Raw genomic sequence first — 15,534 nt, 5'->3', positions numbered from 1 at the left:
TCATCCGGCAGCGGGCCGAAGGATCGAATCAAATGAGCAGGACAACGAAACTGTTGCTCTAGCAATCCCGCCCGCATCCAGTCCGGCGCGGCTGCCTCGCAGCGCGACGCAGCCCTCCCGTTATCGCGTTTTCCGTATTTCGCCCCCGGAGCAAACCCATCTCTCCGGATCGGGTGAAAGGCCCTGTCGCGTCCGTGCCATCCGCACGCATGCGGCAGCAAGCGGCGGTGCACGATCCGCACCGCTGTCGACCGTTGTTGTTCGTGCCGTTCGATGTTCAACCGGAGGGGTAATTCAAATGAATCAGGTTGCAGACAAGAAACACAAGCACATTCGCATCGTCAAGCTCGCACTCGCCGCCGCGGCATTCGCTTCGTTCGGCATGGCGACCGCCCACGCCGCACCGGCGGCAGGCTGGACGGAAACCCGCACCAAGGGATTCCTGCCGCTCGTGCAGCAGAGCGAAGCCGGTACCGCCGGCGCGCCCGCCGCGAGCACGGCCGCCGCCGCCGCGTCGGCCATCGAGATGGCGCCCGGCGAATCGGTCGACATCGTGCTCGGCTTGAACCTGCGCAACGAGGCGCAACTCGACCAGTACCTGCGCGATCTGCATACGCCCGGCTCGCCGCACTACAGGCAGTTCCTCACGCCGGCGCAGTTCGCCGCGCAATATGCGCCGACCGACCAGCAGGTCGCGTCCGTCGTCGCGCACCTGCGCAAGGAAGGTTTCGTGAACATCGTGGTCGCGCCGAACCGCCTGCTGGTATCCGCGTCCGGCACCGCGGCGACCGTCAAGTCCGCATTCCGCACGACGCTCAAGCGCTTCACGCGCAACGGCCGCAGCGTCTATGCGAATACCGATGCCGCGCAAGTGCCGAACGCGATCGGCAACATCGTGGGTGCGGTGCTCGGGCTGCAGAACGTCGAGCTGATGCATACCGGTGCGGGCAGCAAGCCGCAAGGCAACACCAGCAACCTGACGATTCCGGCCGGCGCGTCGGCGGTGCCGCACAACCCGACCGAGTTCTCGTCGATCTACGGCGGCGACGGCGTGCCGAACGCGTCGCAAACCACCGTCGGCGTCATCTCCGAAGGCGACCTGTCGCAGACGGTGAGCGACCTCAATACGTTCGCGGCGAACAACGGCCTCGGCACGATCGCAAGCGCCATCGTGAAGACCGGCCCGTCCGGCAGTTCGTACACCGACACCGACGGCACCGTCGAATGGAACCTCGACAGCCAGTCGATCGTCGGCTCGGCAGGCGGTGCCGTGAAGCAGGTCGTGTTCTACGTGGCGCCGTCGATGACGCTCACCGCGATCACCGCCGCCTACAACAAGGCCGTGACCGACAACGTCGCGAAGGTGATCAACGTGTCGCTCGGCGTGTGCGAATCGTCCGCCAACAGCACGGGCTCGCAGGCCACCGACGACACCATCTTCAAGCAGGCGGTCGCGCAGGGGCAGACCTTCTCCGTGTCGGCCGGCGACCACGGCGCGTACGAATGCGCGAGCGGCACGCCGTCGCGCTCGACCTACACGGTGAGCGAACCGGCCACGTCGCCGTACGTGATCGCGGTAGGCGGCACGACGCTGTTCACGAATACGTCGACCAACGCGTACAACAGCGAGATCGTCTGGAACGATCCGAACTGGCAGCCGGGCACGGTGTGGTCGACGGGCGGCGGGTACAGCAAGTACGAGGCCGCGCCGACGTGGCAGTCGTCGACCCTGACCGGCTCGACCAAGCGCGCGCTGCCCGACGTCGGCTTCGACGCCGACCTGCGCACCGGCGCGATTCTCGTCGTGAACGGCCAGACCTCCGACACGCTGTGGGGCTCGGGCTACCTGAACAACGAAGGCGGCACGAGCCTCGCCGCGCCGATCTTCACGGGCATCTGGGCGCGGCTGCAGTCGGCCAACAACAATGCGCTCGGCTTCCCCGCGTCGAGCATCTACAAGTACTTCCCGTCCAACGCGGCGTTGCTGCACGACGTCACGTCCGGCAATAACGGCAGCGGCACGTACGGCTACAAGGCGAAGGCCGGCTGGGACGCGACGACGGGCTTCGGCAGCGTGAACATCTCGAAGCTGAATACATTCATCCAGAGCACGTCGGACTTCGCACGCTGATGCGCCGATGACCGACGCGGTTCCGCGTGCGCGTCGTTGCGCGCGCCCGGGACCGCACGCAACCGCGTAAAAGCCCGCGACAGGTGCAAGCCGTCGCGGGTTTTCTGCATTCCGCGTCAGCTCGCGAAGCGGCATCGGGCGGGACGATACGCGCGCCGACCTTGCAATCGTTGCGCCAGCAACTTTCAGGTTCCTTACCCGCCGGGTGGCCGCCCGCTTACGGACCGCAAGGTACACACTGTTACACAACGCTGCGACAACTTCCGCGCGTGTCGTGCGTTTAACCGAATATGACGATTCGTCGCGGGACTTCCATCATGCGAACACGATCTTGCCGCCTGCACCGGCCGCTGCCGCCGGCGCAGGCGCGGACGATCGCGGCACGGTGCTCAAGCCGATCGCGCAGCCCGCGTGCCTGCCAACGCTGCCTCCACACCGAACGGACAACAACATGAACAACACACGTGCACACCGCCCCGTCAGGACGTTGATCGCTTCGTCCCTCATCGTGTCGCTGCTCGGCCTGTCGGCCTGCAACAAGAACGGCGACGGCAGCCCCGCCGCACCGGCGAGCGACGCGAGCGCGGCCGCGGCCGCGCAGCCGGCCTCGACACCCGTTGCCTACACGCCGCCGAGCGCCGACCAGCTCTACCAGATGGTCGCGCCGATCGCGCTGTTCCCCGACAAGCTCGTCGCGCTGGTGCTGGCGGGTGCGACGTATCCGGACCAGGTGAGCGCCGCGAACAATTGGGTCACGCAGAATCCGGCATTGAAGGGGCAGGCACTCGCGGCCGCCGCCGATGCGCAGCCGTGGGACCCGTCCGTCAAGGCGCTGACCGCCTTCCCCGCGGTGCTGTCGCAGATGGCGTCGAACCCGGTCTGGACCACGTCGCTCGGCCAGGCGTACTACAACGATCCGACCGACGTGATGAACGCGATCCAGGTGATGCGCCAGCGCGCCCAGACGTCCGGCCATCTCCGCTCGGGCGGCCAGATACGCGTCACGCAAGTCGCGCGGGCCGCGCCGACCGGCTATACGCCGGCCACCGACGCGCCCGTGGGGTACGCCGGGCCGGCGATCGTGCCGCCGCCCGGGCAGGCGATCGAGATCGAGCCCGCGCAGCCGGATGTCGTGTACGTGCCGTCGTACAATCCGACCGTCGTCTACGGCGAGCCGGTATCGGCCTACCCCGGCTACGTTTACCGGCCGCCCGCATACAGCACCGGCGAAGTCGTGGCGGCCAGCGTGATCACGTTCGGCGTCGGCATCGCCGTCGGCGCCGCGATCTTCGGACACCACGACTGGGGCTGGCATGCGTGGGGCGTGAACTGGGGGGCACCGCATCCGGAAGGCCCGAGGTGGAACGGCGGGTGGCAGCGCCCGGCCGTGGTGTACAACCACACCACGTACGTGACGAAGTCGACCACCGTGATCAACAACATCACCAACATCCGCAACACGCGCATCACGAACAACTACGGCGGCAACGTCACCACCAACAACACGACGATCGAACGCAATGCCGCACAGCCGGGTGCCGAACCGATGCGCGGACAGGCCATGGCGCCGCGCGCGGGCGCAGCGCCGATGACGATGCCGCACTTCGGCGCGAACGACGCGCGCCCCGGCACGCGACCCGCGCCAGAAGCATTCGCGCAGAACCGTGCGAATGCGCCACATGCCGTGGCACCGGCGCAGCATCCGTCCGGCGCGACGCGCGACGAGCGGCAGCAGGCGATGCAACAGGAGCGTGCAACCGCGCAGGAAAATCATGCGGCAGCACAGCAACAACAACGCGAGGAAATGCAACAGCACAACGCGGCGCAGCAAAGCGAAGCGCTGCAGCAACGCAACGAAGCGCAACAACAGGAACGCGCGCAGGCCCAGCAGCGTAACGAAGCGCAGCAACAACACGCGGACGCCCAGCAACGGAACGAAGCGCAGCAGCAACGCGCGGATGCCCAGCGACGCAACGAGGCTCAGCAGCAGCAACGCAAGGAGATGCAGCCGCACGCCGAAGCGCCGCTGCAAGAACACGCGGCACCGCGCCCTCGGCAACCGGCAACCGAGCACGCGGCGGCGCCGCATCCGCACCCGCCCGAGTCCCACCCGCAGCATGAGTCGCACGAGCATCATCCGGGGTAAGTCCCGCCGACGGTAGCGCGAATGCCGCGCTGCCGTCGGGCGATCCGCCGATCAATCGGCCCAGCTCCGCACGTAGTCCGGCACGGGCACGCCGCCGTCCGCATGCACCGGTGTGCCGCGCGCCGTCTTCAGCGGCAGTATTCCGGTCCACACCGCAAACGCCAGATCCTCGTCCTTGTCGGACGGCAGCGAATCGCTGATTTTCACCGCCGCTTCGTCCATCGCGGTCATTCGGCCGATCAGCTCGCGATGACCGAATTCATCGACACCGGCCTCTTTGCACGGCATCTGCGCACGATGAAGTCGCGTTATGCCGACCGGCGCAGCCGCCTCGAGGCGGCCCTCGCGCGCCACCTCGGCACCGTGTTGAGCGTGCGTGACAGCCCGGGCGGCATGCATCTGTCGGCGGATCTCGCGGCGCCGCTGCACGACGCCGAAGTCGCGCGCGCCGCCTCCGCGCATGGCCTGCTGCTGCAGCCGCTGAGCAGCTATCGCGTCGGCGAGGGCCGCGCGTACAACGGCTTCGTGCTCGGCTATTCCGGGCTGGACGACGCGACGATCGAAACGGCGACGACGCAGTTCGCGGCCGTCATCGAACGATTCGGCCGCCCGCGCCGCTGAGCGGCGCTCACAGTTGCGATTCGATCGGAAACAACCCCAGAAACCAGACTTCCATTCGTCGCGCCGCTGAAACCTCCGGCTCGTGATCGATCTCGGTGACCTTCCCGTCCGCATCGGTCTGGATCCACTTGAGCCGCCCCTGCCCGGCCGCATCGGTGCCCGGCTCGACACGCCACGCGATCCGGTCGAGTCGCGCTTCGAGATCGTTCGCCACCTGGGACGCAATCGCCGGGCTCTCGCAGTAAACGCCGATCTCCGTATTGAGGTTCAACGAGCGCGGATCGAGATTCATCGATCCGATGAAAATGCTCGTGTGATCGAACACGTAAGTCTTTGCGTGCAGCGACGCGCGCGACGAGCCGATGATGACCTGCTTCGAAATGCTCTTGTCGCCCGACGGCCGCCGCTCGTAGAGCCGCACGCCGGCCTTCACCAGATCGCTTCGATAATGCCGATAGCCGGCATGCACGGCCGCCACGTCGGTCGACGCAAGCGAGTTGGTCAGCACCGTCACGCGCACGCCGCGCGCCGTAAGCGCCCGCAATCGTTCGACGGCCTCCTTGCCCGGCACGAAATACGGCGACACGATCAGCAGGTCGTGCCGAGGCTGCAATGCAAGCGCGCGCAGCTGCGGCATCAGGTGTCCGTCGGCGTCCTTCGGCGCATGCGCGATCTTCGACGGATCGTCGTACAGCACCGTCGCGTGCCCCCACGACAGTTCCGTGCCCTGCCCATGCACGATCTGGTCGAGCCGCTGCCGGGCCTCGAGCACGTACGGATTGTCCTCCATCGCCCGCAGGTAGTCGCGCAGCCGTTCGCGCTCGCGATCGAGCCCGCCCGGCGCCGCATCGTGCCCGACCAGCGCATCGATCGGATACGCGTACGGAGAATTCCAGAACGTATCGAATTCGGTCGAGATGTCCTTCACGGCCGGACCGTGGACGACGACGTCGAGATCGCCGAACTCCAGCATCGACGATGCGCCGAAGTACTCGTCGCCGATATTGCGGCCACCGACGATCGCCACCTGGTTGTCCGCGATCATCGCCTTGTTGTGCATGCGCCGGTTGACGCGCGCGAACTCGAACACCGTGCCGATCTTCTTGAACCGGCGCGTGGCCACCGGATTGAACAACCGGATCTCGATGTTCGGATGCGAACTGATCTCGAGCAGCTTGCGGTCGTCCGCGTTCGTGCCGAGATCGTCGAGCAGCGCGCGCACGCGCACGCCACGATCGGCCGCGCGAATGACCGCATCGGCCAGTTCATGTCCGGTCAGGTCGTCGTGCCAGATGTAGTACTGAAGATCCAGCGACCGGTCGGCCCGGTCGGCCAGCAGCACGCGCGCATCCAGCGCATCGACCGGATCGGTCAGCAGATGGAACGCATCCTGCCCGGGATGGGCGCTGGCCTGCTGCTGGAACGCCGCGCCCAGGCGGGTGTGTTCCGTATCGGTGAACGCATGCGTCGGCGCGCGATCGGCCTGCGGCGGAAGGCTGGCGCACGCAACGAGCGCCAGCAACGAAAGAATCGCACCCCACGAACGCAGCATGGTCATGATGACCGTCCCCACTCCCGGCGAAGTCTGTTTTTCTGGTCGCCGGATGACTCACGGCGCGGGTCGGCCGTCCGTTGCGCGACGCGTATCGCGCACGGGCCGTGCCGCGCCACAGCATACTTCGATTGCGATCGGTACTGCACCATTTCCGTGTTTTCCGCCGGTCATGTCGCCGAACCGCCGACCGTCCGAATCATGCCGCTCAACCTGCCGCGAGATATCGCTGCGGCGATTCGCCGGTGATTCGCCGGAACATGACGATGAATGCGCTCGCGCTGCGATACCCGAGATCCTTCGCCACCTGCGCAACCGACTGGCCGAGCGCGAGGCGCGTGATCGCTTCCGCGACACGCATCTGCTGCCGCCAGGCCACGAACGTCAGCCCCGTCTCGGCATGCAGCCGGCGCGCGAGCGTACGGCCGCTGGCGCCGAATTGCTCGCCCCAGAAGTCCAGCGTGAGATCGCTCGCGGGGTCGTTCATCATGTGCTCGCACAGCTTGAGCAGGCGTTCGTCGCGTGGCAAGGGCACACCAGGCTCGGCGAGGCTCGGCGTTTCCGCGAGCACTTTCATCAGCAACGACGCGGCCAGCCCGGCGCGGCTCGTGGCCGTATAAGTATCCGCCCCGTCGACCACCGTGAGCGCGAGCTCCCGCAGCAACACCGACACGGCGATGACCGCCGGTTCTTCCCAGGACCACGGAAACACCTCGGGCTCCACATAGACGCTGCATAGCGCGGTGTCGCCCACGGCGTGCAGTTCGTGATCGACGTCCGACGGCAGCCACACCGCCCGCGACGGCGGGAGTGTCCATGTGCGGGCCGGCGTGAGCACGCGGACGACGCCCTTGGCTGCAAAGACGAGCTGGCCATGACGATGCTGATGCCAGGCAACGCGTTCGCCTTGACGGTAATTCACGAGGGTGGCGGCCACTTCGCGCGGCAGCGGCACCCGCGCCAGCGGATAGCGCTTGAGCAGGAAGGCCTTCATCGGAGACGGTCGAAAGGAGGTGAGCCATGATATTTCAAATTCACCAAATTTTGTCAAAAAATCGATATCGAGTGTCTACCTTTCGACGGCTTGAGGCATTAATCTCCTTATCCATCAACGGTCACGGCCAAATCCCGTCCGATATATTTAATACGTCTCATTCTCATGTATGAGACACGACACGTGCAGCCTGCACGTCCGCACGAACCTTCCGCCACTTATGCCTCTGATTGCCTCATTGATCCGCTACTCACGCTGGCTGCTACCGGTCGCGTTGCTCGCGAGTCTCGCGAGCGGCTTCGCGAACGCGGCGCTCGTGGCCCTCATCAATCAGGCGTTGCAAGCGTCGGGCGCACAACTGATGCACCTGGGCATGCGCTTCGTGCTGCTCGCCGCGCTGGTACTCGTGACGCGCATCGGCTCGCAGGCGCTATTCATGTATCTCGGTCAACGCGTCAAGGCGCAACTGCGCATGCAGACGATCGGCCGCATTACCGCCGCGTCGTTCCGCGATCTGGAGCGCTGCGGCGCGGCCCGCGCGATGGGCGCGCTGACCCAGGATCTCGACAGCATCGTCGTGTTCTTCGTGAGCCTGCCCTCCATGGCGATGCAGGGCGCCGTGATCGTCGGGTGTCTCGCGTACCTCGGCATGCTGTCGCTGCCGATCCTCGCGGTCGCATTGGGCGTGCTCGGGGCAGGCACGCTCGGCACGCAGCTGGTGAGCACCCGCGCGCTGCGTCATCTGCGCGCATCGCGCGACCGCGAGGACAAGCTGCTGAACCGGTTTCGCGCGTTGTTCGACGGCGCCAAGGAACTCAAGCTGCATCGCGCGCGTGCGAACGCGTTCGTCGGTAGCGAGCTCGCACCGCACGTGGAGGCGGTGCGCGTGCAGCGCACGCGCGGTTATGTGCTGCACGCGCTCGCGGCAAGCTGGGGAAATTTGCTGCTGTTCGGCTTCGTCGGCCTGACGACTTTCGTGCTCGCGCATCTGTTCGGCGCCGACGCGCACGTCATGTCGGGCTACGCGCTCGTGTTCCTCTATCTGATCATGCCGGTCGAAGGGCTGCTCGCGGCGCTGCCGTCGCTCAACTCGGCACGCGTTGCGTTCGAGCGCATCGGCGAGCTCGAGGCGGCGCTGCCTGCCGAACCAGGCAATCACGCCGATTCCGCCGCCGCACCGGCCCCGGCCGAGGGATTCTCGCGCATCGTGTTCGAGGGTGTCGAACATCGTTATGTGCGCGAAAGCGACGATGGCCTGTTCACGCTCGGGCCCATCGATCTGACCTTCGACGCGGGGGAACTCGTGTATCTCGTCGGCGGCAACGGCAGCGGCAAGACCACGCTCGCGAAGCTGCTCGTCGGCCTTTACGCGCCCGAGCGCGGCCGTCTGCTCGTCGACGGCGTCGCCGTGGACGACGCGACGCGCGCCGCGTATCGACAGCGTTTTTCGGTGGTCTTCAGCGATTTCCATCTGTTCGATTCGCTGCTCGGCCTGACCGGCGAACGCGAAGGGATGGCACGTACGTTGCTCGTCGCGCTGCAACTCGACCACAAGGTGCGCATCGAGCGCGGCACGTTCTCCACGCTCGCCCTTTCGCAAGGTCAGCGCAAACGCCTCGCGCTGCTGGTCGCATTCCTGGAGGATCGACCGTTCTATGTCTTCGACGAATGGGCGGCCGATCAGGACCCGGCCTTCAAGGACGTGTTCTATCGCACGCTGTTGCCCGCGCTGAAGGCGAACGGCAAGACCGTGCTGGTCATCACGCACGACGATCGCTACTTCGATCTTGCCGACCGGCTCGTCAAGCTCGAGAACGGGCGAATCGCCGCGATTACCGCCGGCGCGGACCATGCGCGGCATACGGGCGGCAACGACATGGCGAGCGCGGCATGAGCCCAATCGTGCGCGACGAAGCAGCCCACTCCGCATGCGGCAACACTGGCCCTGCCGCGACGTTCTCGCTCGAACGCGTGTCGTACGTCGCCAGCGGCCGTCCCCTGCTGCAATCGATCGATCTCGCGCTCGAACCCGCATGCGTGACCGGACTGGTCGGGCACAACGGTTCGGGCAAATCCACGCTCGTCAAATTGCTCGCTCGTCAGCTCGCCCCCACTGCCGGCACGATTCGCTACGCGGGCAAGCCGCTCGCCGGCTGGGGCGCACGCCAGTTCGCGCGTCAGGTCGCGTATTTACCGCAGCAGACGCCGCCCACCGACGGTATGACCGTGCACGAACTGGTCGCCCTCGGGCGTTATCCGTGGCATGGCGCACTCGGTCGCTTCGGGGAAGAAGACGCCGCGCACGTCGAGCGCGCGATGCGTGCAGCGGATGTGCTCCGTCACGCCGATCGTCCCGTCGACGTCCTGTCGGGCGGCGAGCGTCAGCGTGCATGGCTGGCGATGCTGGTCGCACAGGACTGCCGCTGCATGCTGCTCGACGAACCGACGTCGGCGCTCGATCTCAACCATCAGCTCTCCGTGCTCGAACTCGTGCGCACGCTCTGCGCGACGAGGGCGATGAGCGCCGTCGTCGTTCTGCACGACGTGAACATGGCCGCGCGGTTCTGCGACCGTATCGTGGCGCTGCGCGAGGGCCGTCTGCTGATGCGCGAGCGCGCCGCCGACATCATGAACCCGGTGCACCTCGAATCGATCTACGGCGTGCCGATGCGCGTGAGTGCCGATCCGGTCAGCGGGCGGCGCCTGGGGTTTCCGGCATGAACCTGCTCGTTGCGAATCCGCGCCGCCGGCAACTGCTCGTCGCGCTCACCGCGCTCGCCGGCTCAGGCCCATGGTTCTCCGCGCCATGCGTCGCTGCCGCGGTCACGCGGTTCCCGCATCGCATCGTGGTGCTCAACTGGGAACTCACGGAAACGCTGCTCGCACTCGGGCGCGCGCCCGTCGGCATTCCATTGCCCGACTGGTATGCAAGCGGCATCGTGACGCCGCCGTTGCCGCCCGGCGTCGCCGATGTCGGCCTGCTCTATCAGCCGAATTTCGAGGTGCTGCTCGCGCTCGCGCCGGATCTCATCATCGTCACGCCGGCGCATGCCGCGTTGATGACGCCGCTGCGACGCATCGCGCCGACGCTCACGCTCGGCACATACATGAGCGCTGCACGGCCTCTCGAGGTGCTCTGCGACGAAACATCCGCGATGGGGCGAGCGATCGATGCGCCGCTACGCGCCACCGAGCTGATCGTCGCCGCGCAACGAGAATTCGCGTCGGTGGCCACCCGGATCGCGAACACCGGGGCTCACCCGGCGCGAGCCGTGATCGTCGCCGAAGCACTCGACGAGCGACATTTTCGCGTCTATGGCACGGGTAGCCTGTTCGACGACGTGCTCGCGCGCATCGGTGTCGACAATGCCGCCCATCCTCGCGACGCGGCGAGCCGAACGGTCGCCACGCCGTGGCGCACCTCCGTCACCGGTTCGGCCGCCGTCTCGCTGGAACGCCTGTTCGATGTCCCGCACGCGGACATCCTGCTGATCGGTCCGCTGCGCGCCGCCGTGCGTGCCGCGCTGAACGAGAGCCCGTTGTGGCGTGCGCTGCCTGCCGTGCGCGAGAAACGCGTCGCAGTCCTGCCGGTGATCGCGGCCTTCGGCGGACTCGTGTCGATGCACCGCTTCGCCGCGGCCGTCTCGATCGCACTGGCCACACTGGAGCAAGGCGGAGGCGGCCTTGCGTAATCTCGTGCTGGCCGGACGCATCGCGCGGACAAGCGATCGGCGCCTGGCGCTGGTCGGCGCCATGGCCGTACTCGCCGCGTGCCTCACCGCCACGGACGTGCATCGCGCGCTGGCGAGCGCATCCTTGTGGCGCGCGCTCGCGGCCACCGCGGACACGCAGGACGTGGGGGCCCTGCTCGTCCACTACAGCCTGCTGCCGCGCGTCGCGATGACCCTGCTGTGCGGCGCCGCACTCGGTCTCGCGGGCGCGCTGATGCAACAGGTGCTGCGCAATCCGCTCGCGGAACCCATGACGCTCGGGGTGTTCCCCGGCGCGTATCTCACGCTGTCTGTCGCGACGATCTGGATGCCCGGCTGGTTGGCCATGGGTCGAAGCACGCTGGCGCTGGCGGGCGGCGCGGCCGCGATGCTCGTCGTGTTCGCGCTGGCATGGGCGCAACGTATGTCGCCGCTCGGCGTGATCCTCGGCGGCATGGTCGTGAACCTGTACTGCGGCGCGATCAGTCTCGCGATCTCGGTGGTGCATTTCGACCGGCTTGCAGGCTTGCAGATCTGGGGCGGCGGCGCGCTCGACCAGAACGGCTGGCAACCGACGCTGCATCTGGGCATGCAGCTCGCCGCCTGCGCGGGTGCCGCCGCACTGCTCTATCGTCCGCTGAGTCTGTTCGACGCAGGCGACACGACGGCGCGCCATCTTGGTGTCGCGGTCGGATGGGTGCGCGGCGCCGCGTTGTTCGTCGCGGTCGCGCTCACGGCGTTCGTGGTCGCCGAAGTGGGCGTCATCGGCTTCATCGGCCTGGCCGCGCCGTTGCTGGCCCGCCTGGCCGGCGCGCGGCAATTGCGCGCGCGGCTCGTGTGGTCACCGCTCACCGGCGCGGCGCTGCTGTGGCTCACCGATGAAATCGTGCGCACGGCCGCGCGGGCCGACATGTTTTCCGCGCACGTGATCGCGACCGGAAGCGCGACCGCGATCGTGGGCGTGCCGCTGCTCGTCGGGTTGCTGCCGCGTTTGCGCACGCGGCCCGATGCGCATACTGCAGCAGCCCCCCGGCATGAGCGTCGCGCGCCTCGCGCGATGGCGCTGGCGTGGGTCATGCTGCTACCGCTCGCATGCGTGCTGTCGCTGGCGGTCTCTCGCGGCCCCGCCGGCGCGAGCGTCGCCACGCTCACGCAAATCGAAAGCCTGCTGTTCTGGCGCGTACCCCACCTCGTCGCGGCGCTGGCGGCGGGCGCTCTGCTCGCCGTCGCGGGAACACTGCTGCAACGCATGAGCGCAAATCCGATGGCAAGTCCCGACGTGCTCGGCGTGGGTTCCGGCGGCATGTTCGGCATGGTTGCCGTACTGTTTCTCAGTCACCACCTTGTTCCCGCCGCACTGGTGGCAGGGTGCGTGGCCGGCACGTTCGCGACGTTGGTGCTGCTCGTCTGGTTCGGACGGCGCGCGCGATTCGCGCCCGAGCGCCTGCTGCTCGTCGGGCTGTCGATCAGTGCGCTGTTCAACGCGGTAGTCGGCGCGCTGATGTCAAGCGGCGATCCGCGCGCGGGCGTGCTCGTCGATCTGCTGATCGGATCCACCTACTACGTCGCGCCCGACATCGCCTGGAGCGTCGCGGCACTGGCGCTCCTGACGCTCGCCGTTGCACCGCTGACCGGACGCTGGCTCGCTGCTCTTGCGCTCGGCACCGACGTCGCGGCGAGCGTCGGCGTGCCCGTGGGTCGCGCGCGCTTCGCGTTGCTGCTGCTGGCGGCCATGTCAACGGCGGCGGCTACCGTGATTGTCGGGCCGTTGTCGTTCGTCGGGCTGATCGCGCCGCATATCGCTCGGTTTTCCGGTGCGCGCCGCCCCGTGCCGCAGCTTTATCTGGCCGCAACGCTCGGCGCGCTGCTGATGGTGACGGCGGACTGGCTCGGGCGGCAGATCGCTTTTCCGCAGGAAATCGCGACCGGCCTCGTCGCCACGCTGCTCGGCGGACCGTGGCTCGTCGCGCTCGTGATGCTGCGCGGGTTGCGGCGGTAATTGCGTCACGGGTCGCGGGATCGACCACGATGTCGGTCCGGAAGTTATTCAGTAGTGCATTGATTTACAGATAGACGAGGCTCTCAGATGCCCGTCGATAACGATCGTCCCCCCCATTTTTCAACCCGCCGCTGGCGGGAGGAAGCAGTTCGACATTTTTCAACATCGGGATGATCAACCATGACAACGAGAATAGACCACCCGCGCGCACGGCGCGCGACGACGGGACGATGCAGCGGTGCCCCGCTCGCCTTTTCGGCGCTGTGCCTCGCCTCCTCGTGGGCGCACGCGCAAGGCACGCCGGCCCCGGCCGGCGACATGCTGCCCGCCTTGACGGTGGTGGGCACAAGGGACGCCGATGCGACCACCGAAGGCAGCGGCAGCTACGCTGCGAAGTGGGCCACCATCGGCGGAAAAGTCGCGCAATCGATCAAGGAGACGCCAAACTCGGTCTCGGTGCTCACGCGCGAGCGGATGGACGACCAGAACGTCACGACCATCCAGCAGGCGTTGCGCTCCGTGACCGGCGTCAGTTCGATCGACTACGGCGACGGTACCGCGTACTTCCGCGCGCGCGGCTCGCAGCTCGGCATTGAATTCGACGGGGTCCCGACACTGAGCGGCCTGCAGTACCAGTTGCAATTCGATCTGGCGATGTACGACCGCGTCGAAATCCTGCGCGGCCCGGCAGGCTCGATCGATGGCATGGGCGAGCCGGGCGGCGTCGTCAATCTCGTGCGCAAGCGCCCTCAGGATCAGTTCCACCTCGCCACGGAAACACAGGTCGATTCGTTCGGCAGCGTGCGCCAGATGATCGACGTCACCGGGCCGCTGAACAAGGACGGCACGCTGCGCGGACGTGCCGTTCTCGTGGGCAGCACCGGTCCGCAATCCATCGAGCGCACGCGCAGCAAGGAGGCGATGGCCTACGGCGCGCTCGATTGGGACCTCACGCCGCGCACGACGCTGTCGCTCTCGGGCGGCTATCAGGTCTCGCCGATTTCCGGCATCGATTACGGTGCGGGCGGCGTGCTGAACAGCACGCGTACCGCGCTCACCGGGCGCGTGCCGAGCGAATATACGCGGAACTTCAGCCCAAGCTGGAACTACGCGTACACCTCGTTGCAAGAGGTCAACGCCAACCTCGTGCATCGGTTCGAAAGCGCGTGGCAATCCTCGACCACGCTGTTCTACCGCCACGAACTCTCCAAGGCCTACTACGCGTACTCCGGCCCCGGCGCGACCGCAAACGGCCTCGCGCGTTTCGGAGACCAGCGGCAGCGCACGAGCTACGACTGGTTCGGCGCGGACACCAATGTGTCCGGCCCGGTCCGCCTCTGGGGGCAAACGCACACGCTGACCATCGGCGCGAACTACGCGGTGATGACCTCGGGCGCGCAGTCGGGTTACCGCGCGTTGAGCGGCCCGTACGGGGGCGCCTACAGTCTCTACGATCCCAATGCGGTACCCGCCGTGGACGTACCGTACACGTTCGGCACCAATCACCGCACCGTGCAATACGGCGTCTATGCGCAGGCGCGCATCAAGCTCGCCGCGCCGTTGACGCTCGTGCTCGGCGGCCGCGAGGCGTTCCTGCAAGACCGCACGCAGTCGACGTTGCCGAGCGTCGCGGACTGGACGACCAACGCGCAGGTCAATCATCGCTTCCTGCCGTCCGCCGGCTTGCTGTGGGACATCGTGCCGTCGCTGACGGCCTATGCCAACTATGCGCGTTTCCTCGATGCGCAAACGCAAGGCACGTACTCGGGGCCGGGCCTGCCGCCGCGCTCGGGAGAGCAGTATGAAGTGGGCATGAAAAGCAGCCTGCTCGACGGCCGCCTGAATGCGAACGCCGCGCTGTTCCGCATCAACGACGACAACCGCGCCGTTGCCGATCCTGCCCATCAGTTCTATTACGTATCCGCAGGCAAGGCACGCAATCAGGGTATCGAACTCGAACTCACCGGCCAGCCGACGCCGGACTGGAATCTCTATGCTGGCTACACGTATCTGAACGCCCACTACGAGAACGACTCGCCCGATCTCACCGACGGCACGGATCCGAAGCATCTGTTCAAGCTGTGGACCCGATATACGCTCTCGCAAGGCCCGTTACGCGGATTCTCGATCGGGGGCGGCATGCTCGCGCAAACGCGTATTTCGCGTGGCGTCGAACAGGGCGGCTATGCGGTTTTCGACGCACAAGCGGGATATCGTTTCAACAAGCACGTGACGGCGTCGCTGCAATTGAATAACGTGTTCAATCGCAGGTACTACATTCGTCCGCCCAGCACCTATTACAGCGTATTCGGCGACGCGCGCAACGTGATGTTGACGGTGCGCTCGGATTTCTAGGCGCCGCCTCGGGGCCAATCCGTTGC

10 protein-coding genes and 1 pseudogene are annotated in these 15,534 nt (G+C 66.9%); 8 read left to right on the top strand and 3 right to left on the bottom strand.

What is annotated here, in order from left to right; genetic code table 11:
• The first annotated feature begins 298 nt into the window (after positions 1-298).
• On the top strand, positions 299-2,131 hold the full coding sequence (locus WJ12_RS24875; protein ID WP_059558396.1) for a S53 family peptidase: 1,833 nt from the start codon (positions 299-301) through the stop codon (positions 2,129-2,131).
• A 451-nt stretch (positions 2,132-2,582) separates the two neighbouring features.
• Positions 2,583-4,277 carry a DUF3300 domain-containing protein gene (locus WJ12_RS24870; protein WP_059558671.1) on the top strand — a complete coding sequence of 565 codons (1,695 nt, stop codon included), beginning with the start codon at positions 2,583-2,585 and terminating at the stop codon, positions 4,275-4,277.
• A gap of 51 nt (positions 4,278-4,328) precedes the next feature.
• Here WJ12_RS24870 and WJ12_RS24865 read toward each other — a convergent pair whose 3' ends face one another.
• Positions 4,329-4,508 carry a hypothetical protein gene (locus tag WJ12_RS24865; protein WP_059558398.1) on the bottom strand — a complete coding sequence of 60 codons (180 nt, stop codon included), beginning with the start codon at positions 4,506-4,508 and terminating at the stop codon, positions 4,329-4,331.
• Here WJ12_RS24865 and WJ12_RS24860 point away from each other — a divergent pair.
• Positions 4,485-4,898 (top strand): annotated as a pseudogene (locus WJ12_RS24860) (MocR-like pyridoxine biosynthesis transcription factor PdxR); the annotation flags it as partial. The gene WJ12_RS24865 and the pseudogene WJ12_RS24860 sit on opposite strands and share 24 nt — an antisense overlap.
• Before the next feature lie 7 nt (positions 4,899-4,905).
• Here the strand turns inward: WJ12_RS24860 and WJ12_RS24855 are convergent.
• Both WJ12_RS24855 and WJ12_RS24850 read right to left on the bottom strand, forming a co-directional pair.
• Complete coding sequence (locus WJ12_RS24855) at positions 4,906-6,456, bottom strand: phospholipase D family protein (protein ID WP_059558401.1); 1,551 nt, start codon at positions 6,454-6,456, stop codon at positions 4,906-4,908.
• 202 nt (positions 6,457-6,658) lie between these two features.
• Positions 6,659-7,444, bottom strand: a complete 786-nt coding sequence (locus WJ12_RS24850) for an AraC family transcriptional regulator (RefSeq protein ID WP_034185749.1) — start codon at positions 7,442-7,444, stop codon at positions 6,659-6,661.
• 220 nt (positions 7,445-7,664) lie between these two features.
• Here WJ12_RS24850 and WJ12_RS24845 point away from each other — a divergent pair, with 220 nt between their 5' ends.
• The 5 genes from WJ12_RS24845 (at position 7,665) to WJ12_RS24825 (ending at position 15,508) form a co-directional block, all read left to right on the top strand.
• Entirely contained in the window at positions 7,665-9,338 is a 1,674-nt protein-coding gene (locus tag WJ12_RS24845) for a cyclic peptide export ABC transporter (RefSeq protein ID WP_059558403.1), read from the top strand.
• On the top strand, positions 9,335-10,165 hold the full coding sequence (locus WJ12_RS24840; RefSeq protein ID WP_069245913.1) for an ABC transporter ATP-binding protein: 831 nt from the start codon (positions 9,335-9,337) through the stop codon (positions 10,163-10,165). The genes WJ12_RS24845 and WJ12_RS24840 overlap by 4 nt, the downstream gene beginning before the upstream one ends.
• Entirely contained in the window at positions 10,162-11,136 is a 975-nt protein-coding gene (locus tag WJ12_RS24835; RefSeq protein ID WP_059558406.1) for an ABC transporter substrate-binding protein, read from the top strand. The genes WJ12_RS24840 and WJ12_RS24835 overlap by 4 nt, the downstream gene beginning before the upstream one ends.
• Positions 11,129-13,153: a Fe(3+)-hydroxamate ABC transporter permease FhuB gene (gene fhuB / locus WJ12_RS24830; RefSeq protein WP_226103891.1), complete on the top strand. Its 2,025-nt coding sequence runs from the start codon at positions 11,129-11,131 to the stop codon at positions 13,151-13,153. Before WJ12_RS24835 ends, fhuB begins: the two co-directional genes overlap by 8 nt.
• A gap of 180 nt (positions 13,154-13,333) precedes the next feature.
• On the top strand, positions 13,334-15,508 hold the full coding sequence (locus tag WJ12_RS24825) for a TonB-dependent siderophore receptor (RefSeq protein WP_059558408.1): 2,175 nt from the start codon (positions 13,334-13,336) through the stop codon (positions 15,506-15,508).
• The last annotated feature ends 26 nt before the right edge of the window (positions 15,509-15,534 follow it).

The sequence above is a fragment of the Burkholderia seminalis genome (genome assembly GCF_001718535.1).
Classification (GTDB): domain Bacteria; phylum Pseudomonadota; class Gammaproteobacteria; order Burkholderiales; family Burkholderiaceae; genus Burkholderia; species Burkholderia seminalis.
Note: the sequence above shows the minus strand (reverse complement) of the source record. Positions and strands in the feature narration are given on the sequence as shown.

Coding starts and splice junctions, on each gene's coding strand:
- WJ12_RS24875 (WP_059558396.1), top strand. CDS start 299: ATGAATCAGGTTGCAGACAAGAAACACAAGCACATTCGCATCGTCAAG.
- WJ12_RS24870 (WP_059558671.1), top strand. CDS start 2,583: ATGAACAACACACGTGCACACCGCCCCGTCAGGACGTTGATCGCTTCG.
- WJ12_RS24865 (WP_059558398.1), bottom strand. CDS start 4,508: ATGACCGCGATGGACGAAGCGGCGGTGAAAATCAGCGATTCGCTGCCG.
- WJ12_RS24855 (WP_059558401.1), bottom strand. CDS start 6,456: ATGACCATGCTGCGTTCGTGGGGTGCGATTCTTTCGTTGCTGGCGCTC.
- WJ12_RS24850 (WP_034185749.1), bottom strand. CDS start 7,444: ATGAAGGCCTTCCTGCTCAAGCGCTATCCGCTGGCGCGGGTGCCGCTG.
- WJ12_RS24845 (WP_059558403.1), top strand. CDS start 7,665: ATGCCTCTGATTGCCTCATTGATCCGCTACTCACGCTGGCTGCTACCG.
- WJ12_RS24840 (WP_069245913.1), top strand. CDS start 9,335: ATGAGCCCAATCGTGCGCGACGAAGCAGCCCACTCCGCATGCGGCAAC.
- WJ12_RS24835 (WP_059558406.1), top strand. CDS start 10,162: ATGAACCTGCTCGTTGCGAATCCGCGCCGCCGGCAACTGCTCGTCGCG.
- WJ12_RS24825 (WP_059558408.1), top strand. CDS start 13,334: ATGACAACGAGAATAGACCACCCGCGCGCACGGCGCGCGACGACGGGA.